The sequence below is a fragment of the Campylobacter sp. MIT 97-5078 genome (genome assembly GCF_006864455.1).
GTDB lineage: Bacteria > Campylobacterota > Campylobacteria > Campylobacterales > Campylobacteraceae > Campylobacter_D.
The window spans coordinates 74638-89500 of the sequence record NZ_QHLK01000007.1; the positions used below are offsets into that span (position 1 = coordinate 74638).

A 14863-nucleotide genomic window follows, 5' to 3' on the forward strand; every position below is an offset into this window, starting at 1 on the left:
TTTTCTCCTTTGCAAAACGAAATTATAGCTAATTTTGTGCTGCGATACAAACACCTTCTCTTAAACCCTCATCAACAACGATGAGCTTTTGCCTATCAAACAAAGCAAAGAGTAAAAACGCCCCAGCGATAAGAAAACGACTTCTGTCTTTTCCTACCCAAAAATCAGCCTGAGTTTTACTCATCTTTGAGAGTTTTAAGGCAAAATACAAAAAGTCATTCTGCCTTAAAAATGTGCCATTAATAAGTCTTGCTTGATAGTTTTGATAAGCAATGCCTTTTTTAAGGGCTGCTACGCTTGTAGGCACACCAGAATTAAGCACTACAACCCTACCCTTAAAACGCTTTAGTTTTTGCAAGGCTTCACTACTTTGCTTCAAAGCCTCAAAGGCAAGATGTTTAAGGAATTGATCCTTAAGCAAAAACTCAAGTCTAAGCTTTTTATTTGTGCTATTTTTTAAAAAATATCTTACATTAAAGGCTGACAAATTCACATTTTGAGTAGATTTAAAATTCGCTTTTGCTTTTTCATAAAAAGAAATGATACCAAAATCAAAACTTTGCGAGAAGTTTTTAAAAGAAAGCTCACAACTTGCCCCACCCAAATCACAAAATGCAAGATTTTTTTCCATAAAATTTAAGTTTTTCAGTGCATTTTTCATACCCAAAACACTCAATCTAGCTTCTTCATCAGCACTAATAAGTCTAAAACTTACACCAAATTCTTGTTTTAATTCTTTAAAAATCGCTTCAGTATTGTTTGCTTTGCGAAACGCAGCCGTAGCTACTGCATGAGCATTTTTAAGTTCAAAACCCTGATTTTCAAGCTCCTTTAAAGCATTTTTAAGTCTTTCAATGGCTTCTTGAGAGATTTCTTTGCTCTTACTTAAATCACGAGCCGCACCGATAACAAATTCAGCTTCTTTTATCGCCTTAAAATGCTCATTCATTTCAATAGCTCGAAGCGTGTTTGAACCAAGATCAATGCCAAGCATATTTTCCTTTCTTTACTTGCAATTTTCATAATTTTTTTATGTTATTTTATAATAATATTTTTACCTTATCACTTCAAATTTAACTTTTTTTATAATTAAACTTTTTTAATTTAAATTAAAAATTTTCATTTGAGCTTGCAAATCCACCATAGAACCTAAAGCTAAACCTTTAAAAACAATTTTCTTCCATTTGTTTTTACTCCGTATTAAAATTTAAAACAATGGAAATATAAAAATATTTGGAATTTTTTAGAAACTTTAAGACAAATTTGCTTTAAAGCAAATTTGTCTTATTTTTTAATGAAAGCTTAAATAAGGACTGATGAATTCTACCCAAGGAATTCCTACAAGCAGATAGATTATCATATAAATTAGAGCAAAAACCCCGCCCAATAAGAAAAATTGAGGACCTTTTATATAATTACTACCAAACCATAAAGGAGAGCAACCTGTTCCATAAGGAGTGATCACTCCCATAAAACCCATAGGCAAGACAAGAATAAGCATAATTTGTGCAGGATTTGCATCAGGTATAGAACTTGCTAAAGACACAAAAATAGCAACAATTGCAGTTACATAAGCCGTGCCTGAAGCAAAGAAATATCTAAGCCAAGAAAAAAGCATTAAAAGTAAAATCATGGCTATGAAAGGTTTAAATCCTGTAAGTTGATGTCCTAAAGCATTAGCTAAATAGTCCAAAAATCCTACGTTTTTAAGTCCCCCAGCCATAGTAACTAAAGTAGCAAACCAAACAAGGGTGTTCCAAGCAGGTTTATTGGCTAGAAAATCTTGCCAAGTAATCACCTTGCATGCTATCATTAAAATAATCATAATCAAAGCTGTAGTAGTGGCATTGATTTGAAAAAAACTTGCTCCAACCCAAAGTATAAGTCCTATAAGAGCTATAATAAGCATAAAAATTTGAGTTTTAGGCATGGTTCCAAGGGCTTTGTATTTATCTTCTGCCCAAAGAGCTATTTCTTTTGAACCCCTAACTTCAGGTGGGTAAATAAAATATCCAAGTAAAGGAGTAAGTATAAAAAGTATAATACCAACAGGTAAAAAAGCTAAAAACCAACTAAGCCAATCCACAACAGCAACATTGCTTTTAGAGATAAGTGATAAAGCAAGAGGATTAGGAGCTTGCCCTGTTAAAAAAATGGAACTTGAAACACAACAACTAGCTAAACCTATCCATATGAGATAAGCTCCTATTTTTCTCGGATTTTTATCTGCATAGCTTTCAAACATAGGAGCTATAGAATTAACTATAGGATAAACCGTCCCTCCGCTTCTTGCTGCATTACTAGGAATAAAAGGAGCTAAAATAAGATCGACTATAGCAATAGCATAGCCTAAACCTAGAGTTGATTTTCCAAGCTTGGAAACAAGATAAAGAGCTATTCTTTCGCCTAAACCTGTTTTAGAAAAACCAAGTCCTATAGTAAAAGCAGCAAAAATCAGCCATACAACTGAATCGCTAAACCCTGCTAGCCCCCATTTTATAGCCGCACTATCTTTAATTATTGCTTGAGTATCTCCAGAACCTACAGGACCTACCTTAAAAAGCACCGCTAAGGTAATAGCTATAACCCCTATAAGAGCTGGTGCTATAGGCTCTAAAATAAGACCTATAATAAGCCCAACAAAAATACTTAAATAAAGCCAAGCATTAAGACTTAAACCATCGGGCAAAGTAAAAAGATAATGAGAAAAATATACAAACACCCCGATAACAATAGGTGCTAAGAGTTTAGCATAAGACATAAAATTCTCCTTTTAAATTTTTGTCTATGAAGTATTTTAACACTTATTTTGAAAAAATGAGCAAAAATGATACATTTTTTTAAAAGCATTTTGTGAACTTTTATCAAAAAAAAATTATAGATATAGTCAGGTAGTTTTATATAAATTATAAATTTGTTAGGTTTTTTATGAATTTAATATTTTTTGAAGTATTTTCAAAGCTGATTTTTTGTAAAGTATTTGGGTTGAAACTTCAACACAAAAGGAGAGTCAATGGGTGCATACATCAACAAGGTATTAGAAAATATTAAAAAAGCCTCTCAGCCCACTTTTTTACAAGCTGCTACCGAGGTTTTACATTCTATAGAGCCTATTTTAAGGGCAGACAAAAGATATGAACAGCACAGCATTTTAGAAAGACTTGTGGTGCCAGAAAAAGTTACTCAATTTCGCATCGTGTGGATCGATGATAAGGGTAAAGCTCAAACGAATTTAGGTTACCGCGTGCAGTTTAGCTCGGCTCTTGGACCTTATAAGGGTGGGCTTCGTTTTCACCCGAGTGTAAATTTAGATGTGCTTAAATTTTTAGGCTTTGAGCAAATTTTTAAAAATTCTTTAACAGGACTTATGATAGGTGGTGGTAAGGGCGGATCAGACTTTGATCCTAAGGGTAAGAGTGAGGGCGAGATTATGCGATTTTGTCAAGCTTTTATGCTAGAACTGAGTAAAATCATCGGTGCAAATACTGATGTGCCAGCTGGCGATATAGGTGTTGGTGGGCGAGAGATAGGCTATATGTTTGGAGCATATAAAAAACTCACAAATTTATTTGATGGCACACTTACAGGAAAAGGGCTAAAATGGGGTGGGAGCCTTGCAAGAACTGAAGCTACAGGCTATGGTTGTGTATATTTTGCTGATGAAATGCTTAAAAAGGCAAAAGATTCGCTTGAAGGCAAGGTTTGTTCTGTTTCAGGAAGTGGAAATGTAGCTATTTATACTATAGAAAAACTTGCTGCCTTTGGTGCAAAAGCTGTTACGATTAGCGACAGCTCTGGTTTTGTGTATGATAAAGAAGGTATTGATCTTGAACTTTTAAAGGAAATTAAAGAAGTTAAACGAGGCAGGGTAAGTGATTATGCAAAAGCAAAAAAAGGTGCTGAGTTCGTAAGTGTAGATAAATACAAAAAAGGCACAAATGGCGTTTGGAGCGTAAAGTGTGATGGAGCTTTCCCAAGTGCAACTGAAAATGAGCTGAATTTAGCCGACATCAAAACTCTTTATAAAAATGGTTGTCGTTTTGTGGCTGAGGGTGCAAATATGCCAAGTTCTTTAGAATCGATTAATTTTATGCTTGCTCAAAAGGATTTTCATTTTGCTCCAGCTAAGGCTGCAAATGCTGGCGGTGTGGCAACTTCTCAACTTGAAATGCAACAAAACGCAGGTATGGCACAATGGAGCTTTGAAGAGGTAGATAAAAAACTTCATAATATTATGAAAGATATTTTTCATAATTCTTATGAAACCGCAAAAGAATTCAAACATAGTGGCAATCTCGTCGTAGGCTCAAATATAGCCGGCTTTAGAAAAGTCGCTGAAGCTATGCTTGAGCATGGGTATTGCTAAAATTAAACACAAAAAAGGAATGAAAATGAAAAAATATGCACTAGCTTAATGATCGTGGATAATTTTTATTCGAGTTATTATAAGATATTTCAAAGCGTATAAGTGCGTAAGATAAAACAAGCTTAGAAATATCTCTAAAGCAATGATAAAAGAGAGACAAAGAAAGGTTAAATAAGAACGAGTGTAATGAGCTAGCAAAAGCAGGATTAATATACATAAAAAAAGCTTAAAATTTGAGTGATAATTTTATCTTCTAAGGAAGCTTTGCTTTCTTTTGTGTTAGCTAGGAAGCTTGTTCTAGCGATCAGGCTTGTTTTTTGTGCTTCTTTTGTGAGTGTGTTTGTAATTTGAATATTAACCTGCAAAAGATAGAAATTTTCTACCTCATAATCATAATCTACCCTCATAAAAGGTCCATATATAAAGCCTACGCTACCGCTATTTATCTTTCTTGCATAAGAAAATTTCCTAAAATCAACAAGATTAAGTAAAATTTCAAAGTCCGCAGTATTTGCATTTGCAGCTATACTAAAGCCCTTATTCACAAGGGCATTTTCAAGTTTTGCTTGAAGCATATTTGGAATTTGGGCTGGATTTTGTAAATTTATACTTATGCTTTTTGGTAAAGTGGTTTTGATAAAAATGCCTTCATTACTCGTTTGCATAAAGCTTTCAACCTTAGAAGCACACGCTGAAATAAAAAGAGTAAAAAAGACAAGGATGCAAATTCGCATTTTTATTCTTTAATGATACTTGGAACCGATCTTAAGCCAAGCTTTTGGTATTTTTCAAAAAGAGCGTAGTAAGTATCTAGTTCTTTTTGAGAAACTTTATCGTAATTTTTGATATTTTCATCATAATATTTTCTTAAAATAGCGATTTTTTGTGCGTCTGTTTTGGCATTCTTGCTTTCTTTATAAATCAAAGCTGTTTTTTCAAAGGCACTTTTTCCATGCACTGGAGTAATGATGAATTTGAGCTGATTTTTCTTAAGTTCTTCTTCAATGCCTGCTAAATGAGCTCTACAATAAGGACATTCAGGATCGCTAAAAACATACAAAACAGGCTTATTTTTATCGCCTAGTGTGATGATTTGCGTTTCGTTTTTAAGAACAGCTTTTGCTTTTTGCGAAAACTCTGTTCTTTGTCGCTCTAGTGAAGCCATTTCGTATTCTTGGCGATACATTCTTTTTTGTTTGACGTCGATAATTTCTGGAAAGATGAAATTATCTTGCACAAAAATAATATCCTGCGTGCTTTGTTCGCCAACTTTTATACTTAGCTCTACACTTGTGATATTTGAGTTTTCAAGTTTTTCTTTTTTTAAAACCGAGACTTTGGCATTTGGCATTTGCATTTTAATTAAATCAGTATAAAACTTAATCGCTTCATCGTTTTTATCAGCAAATGCTTGAGAAAAAACTAAACTTAATGTAAGAGTTGAAAGGCTAAGAAGCTTTTTCATCTTTTTTCCTTTTTTATAAATTTCTTATATTGTAATTAAGCTTTGTAAATATTTCGTTAAAACTTATTTTGAATTTCTTTTTCATCAATAAGTTTTGAGTCATATTTAATAACTTTGTGTTGCGTGTTTTCATAAATTTCAACTATGCCCTCAAGCTTTAAAAGTGCGTTTGTATCAAGTTTTTGACTTAAAGGCAGATAGATATTTTTAAAATCACTTGGATTTTTAAGAAAGCACAGCAAAATAAACCAAAACACGATAAAAACAACAAGAGCAAGCAAGCTTAAGGAAAGATACCAGTATGCCTTTTCACTCAACACAAAGCCTCCTAAAACCCCGCCCACAAAACTTCCAGCATAGCCAAAAGAATTAAACACGCCTAAAGCTGCTCCTTTTTCTCCAGCTTTAGCAAATTTAGAAGCACAGCTTTGCATAATAGGCTCATGCAGATTAAAGCCCACAAAAAACAGCACCACAGCAAAAACAAAAACAAACCCTCCCCAGCTTAAAAAAGAAAGAGAAGGCACGCAAGCAAATAAAAAATACGCCACAGCAAAAAAAACAACCCCAAGTAAAAGCATACTCTTAGCAAGCCTTTTTTTTTCGCCTAAAGCTCCAGCCATACCCATAGCTACAAAACCAGCAATCATCGAATAAAGATAAGTATCAAACAAAGCAAATCCAAATCTTGCAAGCATCAAAGGGATAAATACAAAGCTTATACTCATAAGCATTTTTTGCGAAAAATTTGTCAAATTCATCAAAGCAAAATTTTTCTCTATCAAAAAGCGTTTGAGTGGCGATTTTTCATTGTGTTGTATGATCTTGCTTTCTTTTGGCACCCAAGTATATAAAAGCACTATGCAAAGTAAAGTTAAAGCTATGCTAAGATAAAAAAGGCTTGAAAGTCCAAATTTTTCGCTCAGCAAAGGAGCGATGATTAAAGAACTTGCAAAAGCTAAGCCTATAAATACTCCCATTAACGCCATAGCCTTAGATCGCTTTTCCTCGCTAATAAAATCACTAATCATCGCCACAGCCACAGCTCCAATAGCCCCAGCACCTTGCAAGGCTCTACCTAAAAGCATGATATAAATATCATTTGTTTCAGCACAGATAAATGAGCCTATAATAAAGATGATAAGCCCGATAAACATAGTTTTTTTGCGTCCCATTTTATCACTTAAAATACCAAAAGGCACTTGTAAGAGCATTTGAGTAAGAGCATAAATTCCAACGAGCAAGCCTACTAAAAAAGGTGTAGCCTTATCAAGTTTTAAGGCATACACACTTAAAACAGGAAGCACGATAAAAAGCCCAAAAAATCTTGTTGCGATGATAAAAGAAAGAGGTAAGACGCTTTTTAGCATTGATTTTCCTTGATAATTTTAAGTCTTAATTTTACTAAGCTTAGCTAAATTTATCATTAATGCTATTTTATTCTTTAAGCAAAATTAGCTATAATAAAGCTTTTAATTTGGAGTTTTTATGAAAATACTTCTAGCTAGCTCAAACAAACACAAACTCAAAGAGATTAAAGACTTGCTGAGTGGCTTTGAAATTTATGCCTTTAATGAGGTGCTAAAGCCTTTTAAAATAGAAGAAAATGGCAGAAGTTTCAAGGAAAACGCCCTGATTAAAAGCAGATCTGTCTTTGAGGCTTTAAACACAAAGCAAAGGGCTGAATTTGTGGTTTTAAGTGATGATAGTGGTTTAAGCGTCGTTGCACTTGATAATAAGCCAGGAATTTATTCAGCTCGCTTTTCAGCACAAGGCGATGATGGGAGCAATAGACAAAAACTCATCAAGGAGCTTGAAAAACTTGGTCTTAAAGAAAGCAAGGCTCATTATACAGCCTGCATAGCTTTAAGCTCAAATTTAGGCGAGTTTTATTCACATGGCTTTTTACATGGCAAGGTTATTGATACACAAAAAGGACAAAATGGCTTTGGCTATGATAGCCTTTTTATCCCAAATGGCTTTGCCAAAACCTTAGGCGAACTTGATGAAAGCGTGAAACGAGGTATTTCTCATCGCTTTAGAGCTTTGAGTTTGAGTCAAATTTGGCTCAATACTTTTTACAAAGGAAAAAAATGAAGGCATTTATCAAATATATATTCATTGTAGTAGCAGTGTATGTTGTTTTTATGGCTTTATACTTATTTACTTTGCACTCTTAAGCTTGAAAGCAAACTAGGTAGCAAGATAAGACTACCTAAAAGCAAAAGTATCATCACAATAAGAGTTAAAAAGCCAAAATAAATCGTTGGGATAAAATTACTACTCATCATAACACTAAAGCCTAAAATGATGGCAACCTTGCTTTGAAAGAGGGCTGAACCTATGTGAAGATGGGACGCTATTAGTGCTTCTTGTAAGCTTTTTTTGCCAAGCTCTTCTTTAAATCGGTAGATATAATGTATGCTATCATCTACGCCTATACCTATGCAAATAGCCGCTATAGTTATGCTCATGAGGTCAAGACTTAAGCCTAAAAAGCCCATAAAAGCAAAAACAAGACTTAAAGGAATGATATTAGCAAGTATGCCCACAAGGGCAAGTTTAAAGCTTTTAAACACCAGCACGAAAAGCACAAAAATCGCTATAATGACAAAAGCAAGAGTGTTAAACTGCGATGCAAAGAGACTTTGAAGCATATTATTATAAAGAAGCATTATACCACTAAGCCTAAACTCAAGTGCCTCTCCTTGCAAAAGTGTGCCAAGTTCTTCATTTATACTTTTTAAAAACTCATTCCTTTGAAGCGTTGCGTCAGAGTCCTTTATACGCATAACAAAACGAAGTTCATTCTCATCGACATTGACAAAGGGATTTAAAAGCTCGTCTTTAAAATTCAAAGGTAAATTTTCATACAAAAAAGCCAGAGCAAAATCATCTAAATCCTTACCTTCATTGATGCTTTTACCAAGTATTAAAAGACTATTTAAGCTAAGAGTTGAGCCAACAAATTCCTTTTGAGTAAAGTAATCATGCACTTTTTTAACCAAACGCATCTTATCAGCACTAAAAAAATAAGTCTTTTGTTCAGCCAGTGCGTTAAATTCATCTTCAAAACTATCTTGAGTGGCTTGTGAGCTTTTGTTTTGAAATCGAAGCACGACTTCTAAAGGCATGGTGCCACCTAAATACTCATCAATAACAAGCAAACCTTTTTTAATCTCAGAACTTTCTTTAAAATAATTCACAAAAGAATTTTCAACCCTAAGCTGTAAAATTCCAAAAAAAGCGATAATAAGACACCCTGCACTGACAAGAAAAACAAGTTTTTTTCGCTTGAAGCTAAAATTCGCACACCACGCCAAAAAGCCAAAATTAAAGCTTTGCTCAAAAAGCTTCTTGCTAGCAAAAAAAGGCATCAAACACGCAAAGAAAACAAGGCTTAACACAAGACTTATACTTATGCCTATACTCATCATTATACCAAGCTTAATGATAGGCTCTATATTTGAAAAAATGAGGCTTAAAAAGCCAATAGCTGTGGTTAAGATAGCATAAAAACTTGGTTTTAATTTCGCTAAAAGCGTGGCTAGAGTAAGTCTAGCCGAATTTGCTTTTGGAAATTTTTTATTTAGATGAATAAAATGCGTGATAAGATGGATAATCAAAGAAATACTAATAATAAGCATAAAAGCAAGATAATTTGATGAAATTACCGTGATCTTAAAACCAAGCAGAGCAAACACTCCACTTGCCGTGCTTAGCGAGACAAAACAAGTTAAAAGTGCTAAAAACACAAAAGAAAATTTACGAAAAAATAGCCACAAAACAAGCATTAAAAGCAGGCTTAAAGCCACTCCATACACCCACAAATCAGCTTTAATATAACTTATCATATCATCAGCGATCATACTAACACCGCCAAGATAAATCGTGCCGATTTGCTTTTCATAGCGCGAAGTGATGGCTTTTATGGTATCAAGTCGTGTTTTATTTTCGAGTTTATTTTGCTCGCTTATGAGGTCGAGTTTGTTTTGAATTTGAGCTTTTAAAACTTCATTTGTTGCGTTTTGACGCTCTTTTATAAGCTCAAGATAAGCTAAATTTGGCTCAAAATACACAATCAAAGCTGTAATTTTGCCATCTTTTGAGATGATATTGTTTTGATAAAAGGGACTATTTAAAATTTCGGTTCTAGCCTTGCTTTTATTAATATTCTCATCAGCAAGACTTGGGATGTGTTCAAGCAAGGCTTTTAAGTCTTCATTGTCTTTACTTGTGAGCAAAGGAGCGTTAATAATGCTTAAAATTCTTTGCACGCCTTTGATTGCTTCAAGCTCATTTTGTAAATTTTTTATCATTTTAAGATTGGTTTCACTAAAAGGGTTTTCATCCTTAAAATGCAAAGCGATCACTAAAAAATCATCACTCTTATAACGCTCATTAATCTGTCTATAAAAACTTAAATCCTCATCATTTTCTAAAAGTAGGCTATCAGCACTTGCATCAACGCTAAGCTTGCTGGCAAAAAAGCTTAAAAACACGCATATACTAAAGCTTATACAAAGTGTAAGTTTAGCGTGTTTGATTAGAATTTTAAACAGAGTTTCAAAGATCATTTGCCCTCAAAATCAATCGTTTTAAGCTTAACAAGCAAACTTTGAAAACCTTCTTTTTCAAATAAATCAGCAAATTGGGAACGATAAGTTTGTATAATAGAAATGCCTAAAACATCAACATCATAGATCAACCATTCATCATTTTTAGCTTTGTAGAATTTAAAAATGATATTTTTAGCTTCGCCGTCTATAACCATAACCGAGTGAAGCCACACTCTTGTATCGTTTTTTTGCTCGAGCTTTTTTACTTCGATGCGTTCATTTGTATAAAGGCTAAGTTTGCTCGTAAAACTCGCCTTGAGTTGGGCTTCAAAAGCTGTATCAAATTCGGCTTTTTGGCTCGCACTAAGCTTATCATAGTTTTTTGAAAGACTGAGTTTTGCCATAAGTTTATAATCAAATATAGGATCAAAAAGCTTAAAAATCCCATCAGCAGCTTTGCTTTTGTCCTTGGCGGCATTTTGCAGTAAAACAAGGCTTTTATCTATGTTTTCTTGCATAATTTGTGGCAGGCTCTCAAGCTTCAAAGCAAAAGCGTAAAACACGCTCAAACAGAGTATGCAAAGTATTTTTTTCATCTTTTCTCCTTATTTACTCATCTCAATCCGCCTTTTTTCATACGCATCGCGTAAAAACGGATAGATATTTGGGGTATTAAAATAAATTTCATCAAAAGTATCAAGTTCAAAACTCATATCATTCATTATAATATACGAATTTACACCAACGCTTAATAAAAATGGATCGATATAACCAGTTGGACTAGAATACCAATTTATCGGCAAAGAAAGCGTGTCCCTAAGATTGCTCGGTCCCAAAAAAGGCAGCACGAGATGAAAGCCACTTCCTACGCCCAAATGAGCCAAAGTCGTGCCAAAATCGGCTGGATATTTAGGGATATTTGTCTTACTTGCCGCGTCAATAAAACCAAAAAAGCCAAAAACGACATTTACGCCAAAACGTTTAAGCTCCGTGCCAGCTTCTTTGAATTTAAACTGCAAGGCATTATTGATAAAACGCAAGGGCATAAGTATATTGCTTGTGAAATTTCTTACCCCATATCTTACAAAATCAGGTGTAACATACCCATACGCTTTACTTACCGGTCTAGCAACATATTTATAAAAGCCAAGATTAAACGAAGTCATCACTTCATTATACCCTCTTAAAGGATCATACACCTCAAAACTAAATTCTTGCTCAAAGTCCTCAAAGTCCTCTGCAAAACTCAACACACTTAAACATAAAAAAAGACAAAAGATATTTTTTTTCAAATTTTTCCTTAAACAATCAAAGCTAGGATTTTAGCATAAATTAATAAATTGTAAAATTAATGTTATAAAGTAGCATTTAGTTCGTTCTAGCACTACAATGTGTTTAAAAGTTTAAGTTTGAGTTTTATATCTTTTCCCAAAAAAACTCTATCCATTCATCTGTTTTTTTCACCTTAAACTCAGGCTCTAAAAGGGCTTGATCTTTGTAAAATAAACTTGCCACCTTGAATTCTATGTTTGGAAACTTTTCTTTTAAAATTCTTAAAATTTCTTGCATAGTTTCACCACTATCTATGATATCATCAACAATTAAAACCTTGTTAAATTTACTCAATTCAGGGACATTAAAGATTTCTATATGCCCTAGCTTTGCAGTATCATCATAATGGATAGAATTAAGTGTAAAAATCAAACGAGTATTGATATGCATAGCTAAAAAATGTCCTAAAGTCATACCTCCTCTAGCTACCGCAACGATAGCGTCTGGGTTAAAATCGCTTCTTATTTGTTTGGCTAAAACCTTGACATCTTTTTCAAATTCCTCATACGGATAAACGATCATTTTTATCTCCTATCTAAAAAATTGCAAGCAAAAAACAAGCAAAGAAATCGCACTTAAAGCCAAAATGCCAAGTGAAATTTGAGAAAATTCTCTGCGAAATATACGCACTAAAATATAAGCTAAAAAGCCAAAAGCAAAGCCAGTTGTGATCGAATAAGTCAGTGGCATTAAAATGATGATAAAAAAGCTCGCAACGGCTACAGCTGGATCTTTAAAGTCTATATCCTTAACATTCATAAACATTAAAATTCCTACCATAATGAGCACCGGATAAATCGCACTTGAAGGTATAGCCTTAAACAAAGGGAGCAAAAATAAAGTCAAAGCAAAGCAAAACGCAACCACAAGAGCAGTTAAGCCAGTTCTTCCTCCACTTTCTACTCCAGAAGTGCTTTCTACAAAAGCTGTAACCGTTGAAGTGCCAATACCAGCTCCTATCACTGAAGCTGCAGCATCTGCACTTAAGGTTTTACCAAGTTTTTTATCTCCTTCTTTTTTAGCATCAAAAATTTTACCCCGCACCCCAATACCAGTAATCGTGCCAACCCCATCAAAAAGCTGAGTAACAAAAAAAGTCAGTATGATAGGTATCATAGAAAGCTCAAGGGCAGCTTTTATATCAAGCTTAAGAAAAATTTCACTTAAGCCATTTTCTCCGCTTAAATTTGGCAAAGAAAAAATTTCTTTTGGAAAACTTGCCCCATTTATACCAAAAATCCAAGCAATTAAAGAGCTTGCAAGTATGGCTAAGATAAAAGCTGCTTTAAGCTTAAAAGCCCAAAATAAGATCACCAAAAACAAAGCAAAAAGCCCAAAAAGCACCTTTGTATCCTTAAAATCACCCAAAGCAACAATGGTGCTTTGATCGGCTTTAACTATGCCTAAATTTTGCAAAGCCACAAAGGCGATAAACGCCCCTATGCCAGCTGATATCGCAAGTCTTAAGTCTTGTGGTATGCTCTTTACTACCCAGACACGAAAATTTGTAAAAGAAAGGAGCAAAAAAACAACACCAGAGATAAACACTGCTCCTAAGGCACTTTGCCAAGGGATATTTAGAGCTACACACACGCCAAAGGTAAAATACACATTTAAACCCATACCAACACTCATAGCTATAGGAGTATTAGCATAAAGGGCGTTAATGGTAGTTGCGATGATGGTTACTAAGGCTGTGGCGATGATTAGAGCATCAAAGGGCATACCACTATTAGAGACTATGCTTGCATTGACAGGGATAATATAAATCATAGTTAAAAAGGTAGTAAGTCCAGCTATACACTCGGTTATAATGTTAGTTTTGTTTTCTTTAAGCTTGAAAAAATCCATTTTAAGCCTCTATTGAAGTTTTAGATAAGGTTTTATTGTAACATAAATTCGCATAAAAACAACTAAAATTTGTGTCTTATTTGGTTTTTAAACCTTTTCATCCAACTCCTCGCACAACTGATTGAAATTTTGATAATAGTTCCAGCTTTGGACTATTTGAGGAAAACGTTGATCAAAAAAATCAAAATTTTGCTTAAAAATCTTTTGGTATTTTTTTCTTTGCTCTTTATTCTCATAAAAATATTCGAGTATATCTTTTTCATTAATTTGCTTTTGTGCTTCTATCTTTAATCTTTCATCTAATGAGTGTAAAAATTTTTGTAAGTATTTTAAACTAAAGTCAAAAAGTTTTTTGTTGCCTTGCAATTTTTCATAATCATTCTTTGATATAAAAAATTTACATTCTTGATTAGCCTTAACTTCTAACTCCCTAAATTCTTTTTTATCATACCGCCATGACTGCAAAGGTGTAGCAATAATAACTGAAATTTTTTCATCTAAACTTAAAGAGCTTAAATCCTCTATCTTATCGATATCATTTTCATCTAAAATCAAAGTTAAGGGCAACAAAAAATGCAAGGTTGAGGAATTTTTCTTGTCCTTAAAATAGTTTTCATTTTCTGGCATTTTAAAATTTAAAATTTTACTTAATTTTGTGAAAGTTTGCATAACAGCTTGAGGGACTAAATCCTTAGCATCTATGGCTATAATTTCACGATTTTTAAAGAAAAATAAATACTCATAAATCCTTAAAGAATAAGCAAGAGCTCCATAATGCATAGCCTCAACATTTGGACACTTTCCTGCATCATAAGCTACACTATCAAGGATTTTTACTGGATTATAGCTTAGATTAAAAGGATTTATCTTGGCTTGATTAGGGTGGGTATGATTTGCCCAGGTTTTTAATATCCCAAAAGGATCTCTCAACACCATAAATACTTTTGCTTTTGCATCAAGCAAATAAAGTATTTTATCATCTTTTAATCGTGAGGCTAAAATAGAGATAACAAACCTAGCTTTTTCACCCAAAAGCCTGTAATAAAAATAAAAATATCTCTCCTTATTATCACAAAAACTAGAAAACTCTTCCAATACTATAAAACCGCACTCATGCAAGTATGAAAATGTAGAGTGATTAGCACAACCCCAAATTCGAAAATAGATAAATTTATATTTTTTCGGCAAAGCCAAATTCAAATCCCAAGCCACTTCAGCTTCTATATCAGTATAAGATAAAGTTTTGCTTGTATTAAACTCATCTTGATCAGTATTATTTTCACTCGTTTT

13 protein-coding genes are annotated in these 14863 nt (G+C 33.6%); 2 read left to right on the forward strand and 11 right to left on the reverse strand.

The annotated features are described in order from the left end of the window. Positions 1–28: 28 nt before the first annotated feature. Both DMB91_RS05180 and DMB91_RS05185 read right to left on the reverse strand, forming a co-directional pair. Complete coding sequence (locus tag DMB91_RS05180) at positions 29–994, reverse strand: exopolyphosphatase (RefSeq protein ID WP_034904635.1); 966 nt, start codon at positions 992–994, stop codon at positions 29–31. Positions 995–1291: 297 nt separating this feature from the next. Then, positions 1292–2761, reverse strand: coding sequence for a DASS family sodium-coupled anion symporter (locus DMB91_RS05185; protein ID WP_034906030.1), 1470 nt, complete (start codon positions 2759–2761; stop codon positions 1292–1294). 252 nt (positions 2762–3013) lie between these two features. Between DMB91_RS05185 and gdhA the strand changes: the two genes are divergently transcribed. Beyond that, positions 3014–4366 carry an NADP-specific glutamate dehydrogenase gene (gdhA, locus tag DMB91_RS05190; RefSeq protein ID WP_034906032.1) on the forward strand — a complete coding sequence of 451 codons (1353 nt, stop codon included), beginning with the start codon at positions 3014–3016 and terminating at the stop codon, positions 4364–4366. Positions 4367–4572: 206 nt separating this feature from the next. Here the strand turns inward: gdhA and DMB91_RS05195 are convergent, their stop codons facing one another. From DMB91_RS05195 to DMB91_RS05205, 3 genes are read right to left on the reverse strand one after another with little or no spacing between them, the layout of a single operon-like run. After that, on the reverse strand, positions 4573–5100 hold the full coding sequence (locus tag DMB91_RS05195) for a hypothetical protein (RefSeq protein ID WP_052043234.1): 528 nt from the start codon (positions 5098–5100) through the stop codon (positions 4573–4575). 2 nt (positions 5101–5102) lie between these two features. Next, the gene (locus DMB91_RS05200) at positions 5103–5831 is read right to left on the reverse strand and encodes a thioredoxin fold domain-containing protein (RefSeq protein WP_034906035.1); all 729 of its coding nucleotides are present in this window, start codon (positions 5829–5831) and stop codon (positions 5103–5105) included. Between the two features lie 56 nt (positions 5832–5887). Next, positions 5888–7201 carry an MFS transporter gene (locus DMB91_RS05205; RefSeq protein WP_034906038.1) on the reverse strand — a complete coding sequence of 438 codons (1314 nt, stop codon included), beginning with the start codon at positions 7199–7201 and terminating at the stop codon, positions 5888–5890. 118 nt (positions 7202–7319) lie between these two features. On the opposite strand from DMB91_RS05205, the gene DMB91_RS05210 reads away from it, so the two are divergent. Then, complete coding sequence (locus tag DMB91_RS05210) at positions 7320–7928, forward strand: non-canonical purine NTP pyrophosphatase (protein WP_034906041.1); 609 nt, start codon at positions 7320–7322, stop codon at positions 7926–7928. 62 nt (positions 7929–7990) lie between these two features. Here the strand turns inward: DMB91_RS05210 and DMB91_RS05215 are convergent, their stop codons facing one another. The 6 genes from DMB91_RS05215 to DMB91_RS05240 all read right to left on the reverse strand — a co-directional run. Further along, positions 7991–10405 (reverse strand): efflux RND transporter permease subunit, encoded by a 2415-nt coding sequence (locus tag DMB91_RS05215; RefSeq protein ID WP_409513464.1) that lies wholly within the window; start codon positions 10403–10405, stop codon positions 7991–7993. Then, positions 10405–10986, reverse strand: a complete 582-nt coding sequence (locus tag DMB91_RS05220; protein ID WP_034906048.1) for a phospholipid-binding protein MlaC — start codon at positions 10984–10986, stop codon at positions 10405–10407. Before DMB91_RS05220 ends, DMB91_RS05215 begins: the two co-directional genes overlap by 1 nt. Positions 10987–10995: 9 nt before the next feature. Next, positions 10996–11682: a VacJ family lipoprotein gene (locus DMB91_RS05225; RefSeq protein ID WP_034906051.1), complete on the reverse strand. Its 687-nt coding sequence runs from the start codon at positions 11680–11682 to the stop codon at positions 10996–10998. 124 nt (positions 11683–11806) lie between these two features. Beyond that, positions 11807–12244, reverse strand: a complete 438-nt coding sequence (locus DMB91_RS05230; protein WP_034906054.1) for a phosphoribosyltransferase — start codon at positions 12242–12244, stop codon at positions 11807–11809. A 9-nt stretch (positions 12245–12253) separates the two neighbouring features. Then, the gene (locus tag DMB91_RS05235) at positions 12254–13573 is read right to left on the reverse strand and encodes an NCS2 family permease (protein ID WP_034906057.1); all 1320 of its coding nucleotides are present in this window, start codon (positions 13571–13573) and stop codon (positions 12254–12256) included. A gap of 87 nt (positions 13574–13660) precedes the next feature. Next, positions 13661–14863 (reverse strand): DUF2972 domain-containing protein (locus DMB91_RS05240; RefSeq protein WP_143116853.1); only part of this gene is annotated, 1203 nt, incomplete at its 5' end.

Coding starts and splice junctions, on each gene's coding strand:
- DMB91_RS05180 (WP_034904635.1), bottom strand. CDS start 994: ATGCTTGGCATTGATCTTGGTTCAAACACGCTTCGAGCTATTGAAATG.
- DMB91_RS05185 (WP_034906030.1), bottom strand. CDS start 2,761: ATGTCTTATGCTAAACTCTTAGCACCTATTGTTATCGGGGTGTTTGTA.
- gdhA (WP_034906032.1), top strand. CDS start 3,014: ATGGGTGCATACATCAACAAGGTATTAGAAAATATTAAAAAAGCCTCT.
- DMB91_RS05195 (WP_052043234.1), bottom strand. CDS start 5,100: ATGCGAATTTGCATCCTTGTCTTTTTTACTCTTTTTATTTCAGCGTGT.
- DMB91_RS05200 (WP_034906035.1), bottom strand. CDS start 5,831: ATGAAAAAGCTTCTTAGCCTTTCAACTCTTACATTAAGTTTAGTTTTT.
- DMB91_RS05205 (WP_034906038.1), bottom strand. CDS start 7,201: ATGCTAAAAAGCGTCTTACCTCTTTCTTTTATCATCGCAACAAGATTT.
- DMB91_RS05210 (WP_034906041.1), top strand. CDS start 7,320: ATGAAAATACTTCTAGCTAGCTCAAACAAACACAAACTCAAAGAGATT.
- DMB91_RS05220 (WP_034906048.1), bottom strand. CDS start 10,986: ATGAAAAAAATACTTTGCATACTCTGTTTGAGCGTGTTTTACGCTTTT.
- DMB91_RS05230 (WP_034906054.1), bottom strand. CDS start 12,244: ATGATCGTTTATCCGTATGAGGAATTTGAAAAAGATGTCAAGGTTTTA.
- DMB91_RS05235 (WP_034906057.1), bottom strand. CDS start 13,573: ATGGATTTTTTCAAGCTTAAAGAAAACAAAACTAACATTATAACCGAG.